This window comes from Pseudomonas sp. P97.38 (assembly GCF_001269745.1).
In the GTDB taxonomy this organism is placed as follows: domain Bacteria; phylum Pseudomonadota; class Gammaproteobacteria; order Pseudomonadales; family Pseudomonadaceae; genus Aquipseudomonas; species Aquipseudomonas chlororaphis_E.
Window position 1 is genome coordinate 463,897 of sequence record NZ_LHVJ01000009.1, and the last position, 14,792, is coordinate 478,688.

Below are 14,792 nucleotides of genomic sequence, written 5' to 3' on the forward strand. Positions count from 1 at the left end.
AGGGAAGATCCCCATGTCCGCTTCGCTCGACCTCGCCGCCACCCAGATCCGTCAGGCCGTACGCGCCGCCACCGAAGGCCTGGTCGGCCGTGAGCAACTGGCCGAGTTGATCGTGCTGGCGGCGGTTGCCCAGGAGCACATCCTGGTCGTGGGGCCGCCCGGCACGGCGAAAAGCGCGGTGGTGCGTCGGGTCGCCCAGTCCATGGGCGGGCGTTATTTCGAGTACCTGCTGGGACGCTTCACCGAGCCTTCGGAGTTGTTTGGCACGGTGGACCTGAAGAAACTGCGCGAAGGCACGGTGGAAACCGACACCAGCGGCATGCTGCCCGAAGCCGACATCGTGTTCCTGGATGAAGTGTTCCTGGGCTCGACGGCCATTCTCAACACCCTGCTCGGTGTGCTCAATGAGCGACGGTTCCGCCGAGGCCACACCCAGGTCCAGTGCCCCTTGCGCGTCTGCGTCGCTGCGGCGAACGGCCTGCCCGACGACGAATCGCTGGCGGCCTTCGGCGACCGATTCCTGCTGCACCTGTTCGTGGAGGCCGTCCCCGACAACCAGCTCGAAGCGATGCTGGCCGGCGGCTGGCAGTCCGAACAACGCCCGGTCCCGCAACTGCTGGGCCTGACGCCACTCGACACGCTGGGCCAGGCGCTCAAGGACGTCGACCTGTCCCGGGTGCGCCCAGCGCTGGCCCAGGCCATTCGCCGGTTGCGCGAAGCCGGAATCCAACTGTCCGACCGCCGTATCGTCAAATCCCAGCGCCTGATCGCCGCCGCCGCGTTGCTGCGTGGCCACCGCGCCGCCAGCGAAGCCGACCTCTGGCCGCTGCTCTACGTGCTGCCGACCCGCGAGACCCAGCAGCACGGTCGCGAGGTGCTGAAAGACCTTTTGGCCCAGTGCAACAACAGCCATCTGTTCAGTGCCGTCGAAGAAGCGACGCTGCAACCGATGGCTCGCCTGCATCGCCTGCTGGAAACGGCCGAGGATTACCTGGGGCGCAGCGAGCCGCCGGCCAGCCCCTTGCTGGAAGCGCTGCTGCGTGAGATCGACGCCAACTTCAACAGCCAGACCATCCCCCAGCGGCTGCATGAGGTGCGCGGAAAAGTGGCTCACCTGCTGAGCGCCCAGGCATGACGAACAGGGCCACCCCTGCCCTCGACTGGCATTGGCGAGCGCGGCGTGAGGCCGGTCAACCTCAGGCGGCCGTGGCCTGGGGTGATGTCGCAGCGCGTCTGCACGCACGCCTGCTGCGCATGCCCGAGGACCAGACCGCTCGCCTGCAAGCCACGGCCAACCGGGACGTGCTGATCGTCACCGGCCATGTGGATGACCTGCCGTGGGTCGAGGGTGTCGACTACGCCTGTAGCGAGCCCGCCGCTCCCGGCCTCTGGCTGCCCACCAGTTGGGAACCCGATATGCCGGTGGACCTGATGGGCCAGGCGCTGCTCGACAGATTCGCCCGAGCGCCGTTGCTGTTGTGGCACGCGCCCAGGGCGGTTCTGCCGCTGGACCGCTGCCTGCCCGTCACGGCCCGGCATCTGCAACGTATTCAGGATGAGTGGGCAGGTCACTGATGCAATTACCCAAATCCCTGCAACCCTGGCGGGACTGGCTGCAATGGTTTGCCCCCGAACAACTGCCGGTGCTGACCGACCTGTTCACCCGTCTCAACCCGTTGCTGGGTCCGTTACGCGGCATGCAGCCGGGCGGCGACCCCGAACCCGACGGCCTGGGCGACCTGCAACGCCGCGGCCCCTATGAACGACTGCTGACCAGCGAATGGTTGCTGGCCGATGAGTTGCCCGACGAGTTTCTGCGCAGGGCGGTGGTGGGCGAGCACCTGTTTTTGGCGCCGCGCTACCGCACGCATCACGCCAATCGCATGATTGTCGTGCTGTTCGATGCTGGCCCCTTGCAACTGGGCGGCCCGCGATTGGTGCACCTGGCCCTGCTGATCCTGCTTGCCCGCCGTGCCAGCGAAGCCGGGGCCGAATTGCGCTGGGGCATTTTGCAGGACGCGCCTCGACTGAACGAATTCAAGGGCGCCGCGCATTTGAAGCAGTTGCTCAGCGCTCGAACCTATCAGACCGTCAGTGACGAGCACTGGAGCACCTGGTGCGCCTGGCTGTCGGAACAAGCGTACGACAGCGGCGAACGCTGGCTCGTCGGTCAACGCCTGCCGGCCACCGATAGCCGTTCGTGCACCCACCGGGTGCAGATTCAAGACAGCCTCGATGGCCACAGCCTGATGTTTTCGCTGCAGGCCGCAACCACCCGGCATATCGCCCTGCCCTTTCCCGACAAACGCCAGGCCCTGCAACTGATCAAGGGTGAGTTCGACACCGCTCGACAGTTGACGCGCACGCCGGTCAAGACCCCCATTGCCCGGGTGGTCCTGACCCTGGCGCCGATCATCGCCAGCAGCGGCTCCCATGTTGCCCTGAAAATGCTCGACGAGCCCGGGCTCGTGGTGATCAAGCTCCCGGCGCCACGGCAGAAAAAACCGCTCGAGGTTCGCAAGACTCTCTGGAACAGCCGTGGCACGCCGCTGGCGATCACATTCCCAGGGCGCATGCCCGGTGCGATCCTGAGCTTCGACGAGCAGTTGGTCTTCTGGAACATGGACTTCGTCAAGGCGGCCGCCCGGCCTGAACGTAATCAACTGCAGATCCCCGTGGGCACGGCCACGCTGCTGCCCATGGTCTGGTTGCACAACGGCACCCACGGCGCAGCCTTCCTGCTCGACAACAAGGGACACCTGGCCTTCTGGGTGACCGACAACGGCAAGCTGCCGCCGCAGCGCGCGTCGGGGATGACGCATTCGATGGCCGATAACGTGGTGGGCATGGCGCAGGTCAGTCGCGACATGCTGGTCTATCTGCGCCAGGAAGCCGGCCGGCTGTATGTCCATCGGCTCAATGCCTGGCTCAGCCAGCCCGCGAGCGATCTGGTGGGCACGGCGAACGACGTCGCTCAGGTATTGTTCCCGGCCAGTGCATGCTGGAACCGGGCCTTTCACGGCTGTGCCTGGATGCGCCTGGTCGACGGCCACCAGCAGTGGCAGCTGGTCGCCCCCGACCTTCAGACCGTGCAGGTCGACCTGGCGCCAGGCTGGAAAGGCCTGGGATTGCTGATCGGTGACGACGAAGTCTTTTCCATGGTCCTGCTCAGTCCTCACCAGCAGACGGTCGCCCTGTACTGCCAGGGTGAGCAGCAGGCGCTGTTCACCACCCAGGACCCCATTGCCAGGATTACCTTCTGTCCGATGAGCGGGCTGGTCGCTGCACTGACCAAGGCTCGCGAGTTGGTGGTGTATGCGGTCCGGGAGGAACGCAGGGTCCTGCAGGTCATGTGCAATCCGCCGCAGCCATATTCGGAGCTAAGCACCTATGTCCGGTCCTGATATCGTCATGGTCCGCCGGCCGGTGCTGACCGGCTATCAACCGATCGAGGCATTGTGGTTTCCCGCCGAGCGCTTCAGTGAGCATGAACGGGCTCGGCTGATCCTCTCCCACTGGCAAACCGACGCCAAGGCCTATCGCTTTGCCGACGGCGACCTGCTGCGTTTTCCCAAGGCTTGTGCACGGCTGTGCGAGGGGCTGGCCGGCTGGCCGTTGATTCGCCAGGGGCGAACGCTGTGCTCGGCGCGGCTTAGCAACGAGGAAATGCGGCACCTGGCACCCGCCGATGTCTGGCTGGTACGCGGCACCCAGGTCAGCGCGCTGCACCTGCGCGACGCCACAGCATTGGTACCCGGCCAATGGATCGACGTCAGTCAGTACGCCCTGCTCGCCACTTATGACTGCCGCGATGCATTGCCAGAACCCCACGCCGAGCCGCTGGTTGTGCAAACCGATATCCGGGAGATCCTCGGCGATTCACTGGCGCCGGTCAGCCCCGAGCGCGAGGGGGTGATGCGGGCCCTGTTAGAGCGCCAGCGTCAGGCTGCCGTCGACAAGGCAACGGCAGCCCACCGCCCGCCCGCCTCCGCGTCTCACTCGCAGGGCCGAGGCCCGTTGAAAGATGGTCTGCCAGGCTTCATTGGGGTGGCCGTGGGCACCGGTATCTTCGCCATCAATGCCCTCAACGGTACGCGGTCCCCGACCACCGCGCCGCCTGCTGAAACCGTCAAGCCACCGCGAGCGGTGGATCCTTCCGGGTTCGACCTGGACAATGCCCTGGCGTGGGCGCTGATCGGGACTGTGTTTTTCGTACTCTTCATGTTGGCATTGATGGCCGGGCGTGCCTGGGTGCGGTGCGACGGCGTGAGGACGACGACTGGAAAAGCCACCCATGTTGCCGATGCCGCCCGCCCCGTGCAGCCGAGCGTGCCACCGCGGGCCTCGGGCCGGCCGCGAGGCCCGGCCAGGTGGCGACGCTGGTTGACCCAACTGACTCGTCACTCGCGACTGTCAGCGCTGTACGGCAAACGACAGGCCGCCTACATGCAACGCATGCTGGACATGTTCGAGAACGGCAACCTGGAAGAAGCCTTGCGCCATGCCATTCCGCTGGGCGGCGGCCAGGGCGATGCCGGCCAGGCATTCGGCACCCCCACCCGGCGCCAGGACCTGACGCTCAGCCAGCACTCAGTGCCCGGCACCCGCTTGCTGTTCGAGGCCGATCTGGAAAGCCACCTCAAGCAGGTCTACCGGCAGTCCTTCGAGCGACTGGATCGCGAGGGGCGGATCGAGGAAGCCGTGTTCGTGCTGGCCGAACTGTTGAGGGCACGACAGGAAGCGCTCGATTACCTGGAAAAGCACCAACGCCATCAACAGGCCGCCGACCTGGCCCTGGCCTGGGACATGTCCGCCTCGACCATCGTGCGCCTGCTATGCCTGGCCGGGGATTGGCAGCGAGCGCTACAAGTCGCCCGGCGCGACAATGCGTTCGCCGATGCCGTTATCCTGCTCGAAAAGAAATGGCCCGAAGCCGCTGCGCGCCTGCGCCTGGAATGGGCGCTGGCCCTGACTGAAAAAGGCCTGTGGCTGCAGGCGGTGGACGTCATCTGGAGCCTGCCGGCAGAGCGCGAACGCGCCGCACAATGGCTGCTCGCCGCCGAGGCCGCAGGCGGCAGCCTGGCAATCGGCGCCTTGGTCAAACGCGCCATCCTGCTCCCCGACACGCTCACGGCCTATGAAACCTGGGTCGAGAAACTGCGCAGCGACCCAGAGCGGGTCATGGACCGCGCCACCCTCGCCCAGGCGCTGCTGGCGCACAAGGCCTACAGCCCAGCGCTGGCCTGGCTGGCAGCCGCGACCGTGCGGGCAATCATTTGTGACCAGGCCGGGCCACAGGCCCACCTGACCCAGAACCAGCTCCAGGCGCTGGTTAAAATGAGCAAGGACAAATTGCTCCAGGCAGACCTGCCCGGCAACGGCCTGCCTCGAAACAAACGCCTCAACCAAGGCCTTGAGCGGGTCAGCGACCCGTTGTCATTCACCGCGCCAGACAGGGGCGTTCGGGCGATCTGCGATGCCGTGCCGTTGACGGATGGACGCTACCTGCTGGCGCTGGGCGAAGCCGGTGCGTCGGTCGTCGAAGCCAACGGCAAGTGCGCCTTCCACTTCCCGGTGCCGACCCAGGTCATTGTGCTGGGCCACAGCCGCCAGGTCGCCCTGGCGCTGGCACGGCGCGGCGACGTCTGGCGCATCTGCAAGCTGGACCTGGTCAATCGCAGCGCCAGCGACTTGGGCGTGCTGATGCTGGACGCCTTCGCCAAGACGTTCGACGGCACGGCCTGGACCGTTGGCCGCGGCACGCAGTTGCGCGTCGTGGACGTGGGTCGCCGACTCGAAACCCTGTGGCACGTCGGTGAGCTGCCCGGGCAGATCACGTCGATTCGGGATGACGAGCACAATGAATCGGTCTTCTTGCAGACCCCGCAGCAAGCGCTGCTCTGGCACTACCGCTTGCCCGAGCGCCGATTGCTGCGCCGTGAACCGCTGCCCGTCCGGCGTCAGGCGCACAGCTGGCAAGTGTTCGACGCGGTGGGCCGAACCGTCGAATTGTGGATCGAAGACGGCGTCGACGACGATCCCGCGCTGATGGTGTACGAGGGCGTCACGAGCAAGCGCTATCGCCTGCCCGGCTTCAATACGGAGTCCGCCGACCCGTTGCACGTCTACCCCTTCGCGCAGTGGCTGGTGATAGGTTTCAGGGTCGGCGAGGATGAGGCCCGCTGGCACTTCATACACCGCAGCAGCGACCGGCTCTGCGCCGTCATGGACTGGCCGCTGGAGCATGCGCAACTGCGTTTCGTGGGCAGCGAATGCGTGCTGTTCGATCATCAGGGGCGGTTATGGCAAATCGACGTCGCCCGCTCCACGACCGCGGCCCTGTCGGTGCAGTGACCTGCCGGGCGCGTGCCCTCTATTTCGCGAAGATCTGGCTCATGTCCTTGAATGCCTTGAATTCAAGGGCGTTGCCGCATGGGTCGAACAGGAACATGGTGGCTTGCTCGCCGACCTGGCCCTTGAAGCGAACGTAGGGTTCGATCACGAAGGAGACGCCAAACGACTTCAAGCGCTCGGCCAACGCCTCCCATTGCTCCCACCCCAGGATGATGCCGAAGTGTGGGACAGGCACATCGTGACCATCGACCGGGTTGCTGTGAACACTGTCCTGGGCGGCGGTTTTCGGCTGCTGGTGAATCACCAGTTGGTGACCATAGAAATTGAAATCGACCCACTGGCTGCTGGAACGTCCTTCTTCAAGACCAAAGACTTCTCCATAGAAACGTCGCGCGCCGGGCAAGTCGTAGACGGGGATGGCGAGGTGAAAGGGCGAGAGGCTCATCAGGGCTCCAATACTGTTGTTGTGATGGGCGAACACCGCCATCGTCATGGCGCCTGGCAGCGGTTGTCGGGGGAACAAACGCATCGTAGCGGGCAAAACCAACCAGAAAAATCAATATATATTTCTTAGAAGCACAATTAATATTTGTGAATGATCAAAGAACTCAAGACGCTCATTGCGGTGGCGCGCGAAGGCACCTTTGCTGCTGCCGGGAACAGAATCGGCCTCACGCAGGCCGCTGTCAGCGCACAGGTCCAGCGCCTGGAGGCCGAGCTCGGCTTCGAGCTGTTCGACAGAAAAGGCCGCACGGCCCATCTCAACCCCATGGGCCAGCAGGTACTCCTGCAGGCCCAGGAATTGCTCAAGCTCTACGACAACCTGGGCTCCGCGGCGGTGGGGCAACCAGCGAGCGTGCGGGTGAACATCGGTGCGATCGCGTCCGTGCAGCGCTCCTACCTGCCGGATGCCCTGGCCCGGTTTCACCAGCAAAGTCCACTGTGCCGCACGCGTGTCATCCCGGGACTGTCGATGGAGCTGGTAAACCTGGTCGACGCTGGCGAGATCGACCTGGCCGTGATCATTCGACCGCCCTTTTCGCTGCACAGTGATCTGCGCTGGACGACCCTGGCGCTTGAGCCCTACCGCCTGATCGTGCCGCGCCAGGTGCCAGGGGACGATTGGGCGGCGCTGCTTTCCACCCACCCTTTCATTCGCTACGACCGATCCTCCTTCGGTGGCAGGCAGGTCGATCGCTTCCTGCGCCAGATGCACGTCACCCCGCACGAAGTCTTCGAACTGGATGAGCTGCAGGCTATCGTCAAACTGGTCGAAAACGGCGTCGGGGTTGCGCTGGTACCGCAAACGACGCAGAACCCGCCCTGGCCGGCGGGCGTGCGAGCACTGGACCTCGGCGTGCACACCTTTCACCGTGATATCGGGTTGATCCATCGTTCTGGCCAGGGTTTGACCGAACCGGCACGGCTACTGGCCGAGCTCATTCGTGAGCACCTCCAGGGCGAGCGCCTCTAACGGCACCCAGACTACAGAGCCGGCACCGGACGCCCGTCCAACTCATCCGAGCGCAACGTCAGCACCGACACCCCAGATGACGTCACCGCCACGGTGTGTTCGAACTGCGCGGAGAGTGCGCCGTCCCGGGTCACCACCGTCCAGCCATCGGCCAGGGTCCTGACGTGGCTGCTGCCCTGATTGAGCATGGGCTCGATGGTGAACACCATCCCCTCGCGCAGCACCAGGCCGGTGCCTGGCTTGCCGAAATGCAGCACCTGGGGTTCTTCGTGCATTTGCTGGCCGATGCCATGGCCGCAGTATTCACGCACCACCGAGTAACCATTGCGCCTGGCGTGTTGCTCGATCGCCGCGCCAATGTCGCCCAGCCGCCCGCCTGGACGTACCGCGCGGATGCCGAGCCACATCGCCTCGTACGTGACCTGGACCAGTTGCCGCGCAGCGGCGCTGACATTGCCGATCAGGTAGGTCTTGCTGGAGTCGGCGATATAGCCGTTCTTTTCCAGGGTGATGTCGAGATTGACGATATCGCCATCGCGCAGAATCCTGGAGGGCGATGGCACGCCGTGGCAAACCTGCTCGTTGACCGAGCAGTTGAGCACGAACCCAAAGCCATACTGGCCCTTGCTCGCCGGTCGGGCCTTGAGATCGTCGACGATGAACCGTTCCACCATGGCATCGACCTGGAGGGTCGACATTCCTGCGAGCGGGGTTTGGTCCAGCCGCTCGAACACCAACGCCAGCAGTCGCCCTGACTCCGCCATCAGCGCGACCTGCTGCGGATTCTTGATCATGCTCAACTCATCACCAGTGGCTGGGCCCGCACGCCGGCGCTGCCGAGCTCTCGGCGCATGACCTCGTTGAAGCTCAGATCGGGGTTCATTTCGCATAGCAGTCCGACCTTGATCCAGAAAGCCGCCTGCGCGTTGATGGAACGGCAAGACACTTTGGTGGCGCGGCGCAGTTGATCATGCAGTTCGTCGTCGATGTTCACGATGCCCATTGGTTTCACTCCATACGTTTCGTATATGAAGAGCATATGCTTTGTATGTATTAAAACCAAGGGCAATGGTCGGGCGCCCGCGTTGGCAATCCTGATTCATCAGGGCCGGCGTTGTGATCAGCTCGCCAAGGACGGTTTCTGTTTCTGTGCCTTGGGCGCTCGGGCCGTTGAGTCCTCGTTGCCCGCCGGGCGCGTCTGCTCTTGCTTGAGGGCCTGCTGGCGACGCTCCAGCGCATCAGCGCCGTCCGAAGCCTGGACGCTCCATGGAACAGACAGGATCAAACCGAACAGGATTGGAACAAGAAGTGGCTTCATTTCATTTCACCTGGGTTGTGTTAACGAAAGCGTTTGCGCTTATCCGCGCTGACGAGGTGTGCGTACGTTTCGAGCAGCCTCGCCAGCTCCCGATAATCGGCAGCCAGGTCGTGGGCGCCGAGGCGGGTCAGTGAGCTTGCGGTTCGACGGGCCTGGGCCGCGCTGATCGCCGGGTCGGAGGCAGACGTCGAAATCCGTCGATCGCCCCGTCGCGCGCATTGACCGGTCGATGACTCAGGAGCCAGGTCGCGGGTTTTGCGTTGCAGCCGAATCAGTTGCCGGCTCAGTTGCAGGGCCGTGGCGTCGGCCTGGGCAGTCTGCGATTCATCGGCCGCTGCCAACGCCTGCAAGGTCACCCATCGGTGTTGCTGCCTGGCCTGCCACTTGAACGGGTCAATCCGGTGCCCATGACGAAGCAGTCGGTGGGTGTCCTGGTGAATCGCCTTCCTCAACACGTGTGGGTGGCGGTGGGGTTTTCCCGGCACCAGTTGGAAGGCCAGCACGCATAGGGCAAGCGCCACGAGCCACGCGAGTGCCTGGTTGGCGAAGTCGGCGAAATCGTACTGGGCCGCCAGGCCTGTGCTGACGAGCGTGTTGAAGCCAATCAGGTAGGCGACGCCTTGCAGGGCGTGGCGTGGGCGGGTGGTGGCCTGAATGCCCACGGCCCAGAACGCGATCATCACCACCGTGAGCAGCACCAGCCCGCTGAGGTGTGGCAGCACCAGGAATTTGCACGCCGCTGCCGCCACTATTCCGTAGACAGTGCCCTTGAAGAAGCGGGCCAGGCCTTGGGTGGGCGTCGGGCTGGTGGCCAGTAACGTGCAGCACGGCCCTAGCACCGCCAACAGCGTCGGCCCTTGGTCCCAGGCAGACAGGTACCAGAACGCTGCGGTTGCCAGCGTCGCCAGCAGCGCTCGCAAACCGTTACGCAACGCGTCTGCATAGTGACGGTGAAAACCCACCGCCCGGGCAGGCGCCCGGGGCGCATGCTCAAGGCTGGCGAAGCTCAGCAAGGCGCTGGACAGGTCAGCCAGTTGGTCCTTCAAGCGCTGCTGGCTTGTCGTGTGCTCAGGTGCTTGTGCCAGGCGAGTTTGCAGCGCCCGGACACGATCGGCCGCTGCGCGAAAGCCGGGTAGCGTGTCGGCCAGTTGTTGCAACGCCATGCCCGTTTGGGCGAACGCAGGTGAGACACACCGATCGGTCGTGCGTTCGTCCAGGACCACGGCGTGCAGGTACGCCAGCCCCGCCTCCAGGTTCGCCTGCCTGGCGCGAATCAGAAAGGACTCGCCTCGGCCGATCCCGAGCAGCTCATCCACCTTGTTGATGTCGATGGCGAGCTGGCGTTGCGTAATCGCCGGGTGTGCACCCGGCTCCGCCTTGAACTGCATGGCCAGCCATTGCGCCGTGCGGGAGCAGACGTCCCGGAGGGCCAGACGCAGTTTCGGCTCGACGGTCTTGCGGCTGAACAAAGTGGCCACCAGGCTCAGGCTCAACACTCCCAATACGACTGCCGTGCACCGCGCCACGATATGTTCGAAAGCCAGCTGCGGCGCGACGATCGCCGGTCCCAGGGCAAGGCAGACGGTGTAGCCGGCAACCACGGCTGCCGTGGCCTGGTAGTGCCGCAGCAGGGTCATTGCGCCGACGCAGAGCCCCAGCCACACCCCGATCCCGAGGATGAACAGCAGCATTTTCTGGGCGAACAGACCGGTCAGAAGCAACGCGACGACGAGCCCCACCACCGTTCCCAATACTCGATTGAAGCCTTTACCGACCACCGCGCCCTGGAGCGGATGGATCAGCAACAACACCGTCGAAGCCGCCGAGAACGGCGCCTCCAGGTGCAGTTGGAAGCCCAGCCATAGCGCCAGGGTGGCCGCCGCAAGGCTGCGCAACAGGTAGCCCGAGGGCTGGGGGTTCCATGCGGCGAGCCGTGCCCCGAGCATTTGCAACCCACGGGCCATCACAGGAACGCCTGAAGCCACTGCGTCAGCCTCCAACGTGGCGCGGCCCCTGCCTCGGCGACCTCGATACTGGCAGTCATCCCGGCGGCCAACTCCACGTCCGCCGGCACCTTGTCCAGTTCAATCCGCACCGGCACCCGTTGGGCCAGGCGTATCCAGCTGAACGTTGGCGCCACTTGAGGCAAGCCGTTGTTGCTGCGCAGCTCATTGCCGTCGGCGATGCCCCTGCCCATGCTCGCCACATGCCCTTCAAGCGGCGTCGCAAACCCCATGAGCTTGATCGATGCCGTGGCGCCGACCCGAATCCCCGACAACTTGGTTTCCTCGAAGTACCCGGTGACCCAGAAGCTATGGCTGTCGACCACAAAGATGTTGGTCTGGCCCGCCGACGCGTAGTCACCCGGCTGAAGTCGCAGTTGGGTCACGTAGCCGTCCACCGGCGAGCGAATGGTCGTGCGGTCCAGGTCAAGGCGCGCCTGGGCCAACTGGCTTTGGGCCGCGTCCAGGCGCGACTTGGCCACTGCCAGGTCACGGGCGGCGTTGTCGATCTCCTCCTGCGCGATGGCATCGCCCAACTGATGACGGCGCTTGAACTGCGTGCTGCGCTGTTCGAAGACACTGCGCGCCTCGGCCAACTCGGCCGTGCGCTGTTGCTCGGCGATCAAATAGGCGCTGCGGTCGATCTGATACAGCAGGTCGCCCTTGGCGACCCACTGGTTGTCGCCCACCCGCAGCCGCTCTACCTGGCCGGACACCTCGGGGGCGATACGAATGACGTGTGCGCTGACTCGCCCGTCCCGCGTCCAGGGCGCCAACTCATAGGCACGCCACAACTGCGAGCAAAACAGCAGGGCAATCAGCCCGAGTCCAAGGGTGACGAGCACCTTGAGCACTTGTTTGATGATCATTGCGCCGCCCTCACCCTTTCAAGACCAGCAGCGAGAGGACGATCAGCGACACGAAAAAACGCGCCATCTCCGGGTGCCAGGTCCAGTCCAGCCAGCGCCGCATGATCCGCTCCAGCGCCCCATACACCAGGGCTGCAACCCCTACGTAGAGCAAGAAGGGAGGCAGATAGAGGTGGGCAATTGTGATTTCACTCAGCATCGGTTGCGTCTCGCAGTCGGCAATCACCTTGATGGCCTTGGTGACGATGGTAAGGACTGCAGGGATGTGCCGATATTGAGTATGCTGCCAACCTATAATCAAATTCAGACAACTTGAGTGAGACGGCATGGGCCAGACGCATCTCTCGGCGATGGAACAATTTGAACTGGACAGCTTCGAACAGCCCGCCGTCGCGCTGATGCTGGGGAGCCAGCGACACGACACCGAATTCCCCGTGCATACCCATCGCAAAGGCCAACTGGTGGTGGCTTATCGCGGGGGCATCGTGTGCACCGTGGAGGATGGGGTCTGGATGGTACCGTCGGGGTTCGGTGTGTGGATTGCGGGTGGTATCGCCCATAGCAACCGGGTGACCGCCAACGGCAAGATCGGCTACCTGTTCGTGGAACCCGGCGCCGCCGCGCTACCGCAAAAATGCTGCACGCTGGTGCTTTCCCCGCTGATCCTGGAGTTGATCCTGCACCTGAGCGCCCAGCCCCAGGACTACCCTCCGGCCAGTACCCAGGCGCGGTTGGCCAGCGTGCTCCTCGAACAATTGGAACTGGCGCCCACCGAACAGCTGTACCTGCCGCTTCCCGCCTCGACGCAACTGCGTTTCATCGCCCGTAGCCTGGCGCAGGACCCGTCGAATCGCTGCACCATGGCCCAGTGGGCCCATCAGGTCGCCATGAGCGAACGGTCCCTGGCGCGGCTGATCAAGCGCGAAACCGGGCTGACATTCGGCCAATGGCGCAAGCAATGGCAAATCATCGTGGCCCTGCAGAGCCTGGCCGAGGGCGAGTCGGTACAACGCACTGCAGAGGCGCTCGGCTACGAGTCAGTGAGTTCGTTCATCAGCATGTTTCGCAAGACGCTGGGCTCGTCGCCGGCGCGGTATATCCGCAATACCGTGACGCGCTAGTCGAAGGCACAGACCACGAGCGCACCGCCGGGGGTCCCCAACCCATCATTGACAGCACCAGTCTTCACGACTACTAATGACTCAAGGGTCATTAATAGTCGTGAGGCCAGTTCATGCCACAGACCGATGTGCTCATCGTGGGAGCCGGCCCCACTGGATTGACGCTTGCGCTCTGGCTCCATCGGCAAGGCGTTGCCGTCCGCATCGTGGACAAGAGCAGCGCCCCGGGTGAAACGTCTCGCGCCATGGCGGTTCAGGCACGCACCCTGGAGTTGTATCGCCAGCTCGACATGGCCGATGCAGTGGTGGATGCCGGTTACAAGACCCCCGCCATGAATATGTGGGCCCGCGGTGATCGCAAAGCACGCTTGCCACTGATCGACGCGGGCGCGGCGATCTCGCCCTACCCGTTTGTCCTGATTTACCCGCAGGACCGCCACGAGCGCCTGCTGATCGAACAGCTTCAGGGCGTTGGTATCGACGTCGAACGCCAGACTGAACTGTTGTCTTTCGAGGAAGCGCCAGGCCAGGTCACGGCCCTCCTGCGGCATGCCGACGGGCACGAGGAAACGTGCACGGCGTCTTACCTGGCCGGCTGCGACGGCGCCCGTTCCCTCGTTCGTCATGCGACCGGCAGCGGTTTCGATGGCGGCACCTACAAGCAGCTCTTTTACGTCGCCGATGTCACCGCCAGCGGCGTTGAGCCTGCCGGGGAGGCGCATGTGGCTTTCGACAAGTCCGAGTTCGTGCTGGTCCTGTCTTACGGTGAAGCGGATCGTTATCGTCTGATTGGCACCGCCCAGGAGGAACGTGCCGAGCCTGCGCAAACCCTGACATTTGCGGATGTCGGCCACGGCGCGATCGATGGCCTGAACCTCCAGATCAGCGCCGTGAACTGGTTTTCCACCTATCGCGTCCACCATCGCGTCACGGATCGGTTCCGCCATGGCAGAGCGTTTCTGCTGGGCGACGCCGCCCACGTCCACAGCCCGGCAGGTGGCCAAGGCATGAACACGGGGATCCTCGATGCGATCAACCTGGCGTGGAAGCTGGCCGCGGTATTGAACGGCAAGGCCCGCGAGACCTTGCTCGACAGTTATCAGGCCGAGCGCCAGGCCTTTGCCCACAAGCTCGTCGAGACCACCGACAAAGTGTTCACGTTCGCAACCGCCCAAGGCGGGTTCGCCGACTTCGTGCGCACCCGCATCGTCCCTGCGTTCGCGAGTGTCGCGTACAAGCGCGAAAACGTGCGTGAGTACCTGTTTCGTGTCATCTCGCAAACCACCCTCAACTACCACGAGAGCCCGTTGAGCCAGGGCCGGGCGGGAGACATCCAGGGCGGTGATCGGCTGCCGTGGGTGCCCACGCCCGGTGCGGACAACTACGAGCCGCTGCGTGCCATCGGCTGGCAGGTGCATGTCTACGGTGAGGCCAGGCCCGACCTGGTGCAATGGTGCCAGGCCTGCGGCATGGCGCTGCACGTCTTCGCCTGGCAGGCTGAGCACCAGAAGGCCGGGATGGCGCGAGACGCCGTGTATCTGTTGCGTCCGGACACCTACGTGGCACTGGCTGACCCCAATGCGGACACCGCCGCGTTAAACCGCTATTTCGGTGAGCGCGGCTTTATACTGCCGGTTTGAACCCGCCAGGCCA

General features: G+C 64.4%; 14 protein-coding genes. 7 read left to right on the forward strand and 7 right to left on the reverse strand.

Going from position 1 to position 14,792, the window contains the following annotated elements; all coding sequences use genetic code 11:
- Window positions 1-13: 13 nt before the first annotated feature.
- The 4 genes from AD664_RS04035 to AD664_RS04050 are packed head-to-tail and all read left to right on the forward strand — an operon-like array spanning window position 14 to window position 6,354.
- Window positions 14-1,135, forward strand: a complete 1,122-nt coding sequence (locus tag AD664_RS04035) for an AAA family ATPase (protein ID WP_053144549.1) — start codon at window positions 14-16, stop codon at window positions 1,133-1,135.
- A complete protein-coding gene (locus AD664_RS04040) occupies window positions 1,132-1,575 on the forward strand; it encodes a hypothetical protein (protein ID WP_053007401.1) in 444 nt (147 codons plus the stop codon). Before AD664_RS04035 ends, AD664_RS04040 begins: the two co-directional genes overlap by 4 nt.
- Complete coding sequence (locus AD664_RS04045; RefSeq protein WP_053144551.1) at window positions 1,575-3,404, forward strand: hypothetical protein; 1,830 nt, start codon at window positions 1,575-1,577, stop codon at window positions 3,402-3,404. The genes AD664_RS04040 and AD664_RS04045 overlap by 1 nt, the downstream gene beginning before the upstream one ends.
- Entirely contained in the window at window positions 3,391-6,354 is a 2,964-nt protein-coding gene (locus AD664_RS04050; protein WP_053144553.1) for a bpX6 domain-containing protein, read from the forward strand. The genes AD664_RS04045 and AD664_RS04050 overlap by 14 nt, the downstream gene beginning before the upstream one ends.
- A gap of 19 nt (window positions 6,355-6,373) precedes the next feature.
- Here the strand turns inward: AD664_RS04050 and AD664_RS04055 are convergent, their stop codons facing one another.
- The gene (locus AD664_RS04055) at window positions 6,374-6,799 is read right to left on the reverse strand and encodes a VOC family protein (RefSeq protein ID WP_047738567.1); all 426 of its coding nucleotides are present in this window, start codon (window positions 6,797-6,799) and stop codon (window positions 6,374-6,376) included.
- Between the two features lie 150 nt (window positions 6,800-6,949).
- Here AD664_RS04055 and AD664_RS04060 point away from each other — a divergent pair, with 150 nt between their 5' ends.
- Window positions 6,950-7,828 (forward strand): LysR family transcriptional regulator, encoded by an 879-nt coding sequence (locus AD664_RS04060; RefSeq protein WP_053144555.1) that lies wholly within the window; start codon window positions 6,950-6,952, stop codon window positions 7,826-7,828.
- An 11-nt stretch (window positions 7,829-7,839) separates the two neighbouring features.
- Here the strand turns inward: AD664_RS04060 and map are convergent, their stop codons facing one another.
- The 6 genes from map to AD664_RS27465 all read right to left on the reverse strand — a co-directional run bounded on the left by map (window position 7,840) and on the right by AD664_RS27465 (window position 12,346).
- Window positions 7,840-8,622, reverse strand: a complete 783-nt coding sequence (map, locus tag AD664_RS04065) for a type I methionyl aminopeptidase (RefSeq protein ID WP_053144557.1) — start codon at window positions 8,620-8,622, stop codon at window positions 7,840-7,842.
- A 2-nt stretch (window positions 8,623-8,624) separates the two neighbouring features.
- A complete protein-coding gene (locus AD664_RS04070) occupies window positions 8,625-8,831 on the reverse strand; it encodes a ParD-like family protein (protein WP_042728600.1) in 207 nt (68 codons plus the stop codon).
- A gap of 117 nt (window positions 8,832-8,948) precedes the next feature.
- Window positions 8,949-9,146, reverse strand: a complete 198-nt coding sequence (locus tag AD664_RS04075; RefSeq protein WP_053144559.1) for a hypothetical protein — start codon at window positions 9,144-9,146, stop codon at window positions 8,949-8,951.
- A gap of 20 nt (window positions 9,147-9,166) precedes the next feature.
- Window positions 9,167-11,110 (reverse strand): FUSC family protein, encoded by a 1,944-nt coding sequence (locus AD664_RS04080; RefSeq protein ID WP_053144561.1) that lies wholly within the window; start codon window positions 11,108-11,110, stop codon window positions 9,167-9,169.
- On the reverse strand, window positions 11,110-12,018 hold the full coding sequence (locus tag AD664_RS04085) for an HlyD family secretion protein (protein WP_053144563.1): 909 nt from the start codon (window positions 12,016-12,018) through the stop codon (window positions 11,110-11,112). The genes AD664_RS04080 and AD664_RS04085 overlap by 1 nt, the downstream gene beginning before the upstream one ends.
- Window positions 12,019-12,028: 10 nt before the next feature.
- Window positions 12,029-12,346, reverse strand: coding sequence for a DUF1656 domain-containing protein (locus AD664_RS27465; protein ID WP_157061537.1), 318 nt, complete (start codon window positions 12,344-12,346; stop codon window positions 12,029-12,031).
- Between AD664_RS27465 and AD664_RS04095 the strand changes: the two genes are divergently transcribed.
- The gene (locus AD664_RS04095) at window positions 12,345-13,139 is read left to right on the forward strand and encodes a helix-turn-helix domain-containing protein (RefSeq protein WP_053144565.1); all 795 of its coding nucleotides are present in this window, start codon (window positions 12,345-12,347) and stop codon (window positions 13,137-13,139) included. The two genes, AD664_RS27465 and AD664_RS04095, sit on opposite strands and share 2 nt — an antisense overlap.
- Before the next feature lie 113 nt (window positions 13,140-13,252).
- Window positions 13,253-14,779, forward strand: coding sequence for an FAD-dependent oxidoreductase (locus tag AD664_RS04100; protein WP_053144566.1), 1,527 nt, complete (start codon window positions 13,253-13,255; stop codon window positions 14,777-14,779).
- Window positions 14,780-14,792: the final 13 nt, after the last annotated feature.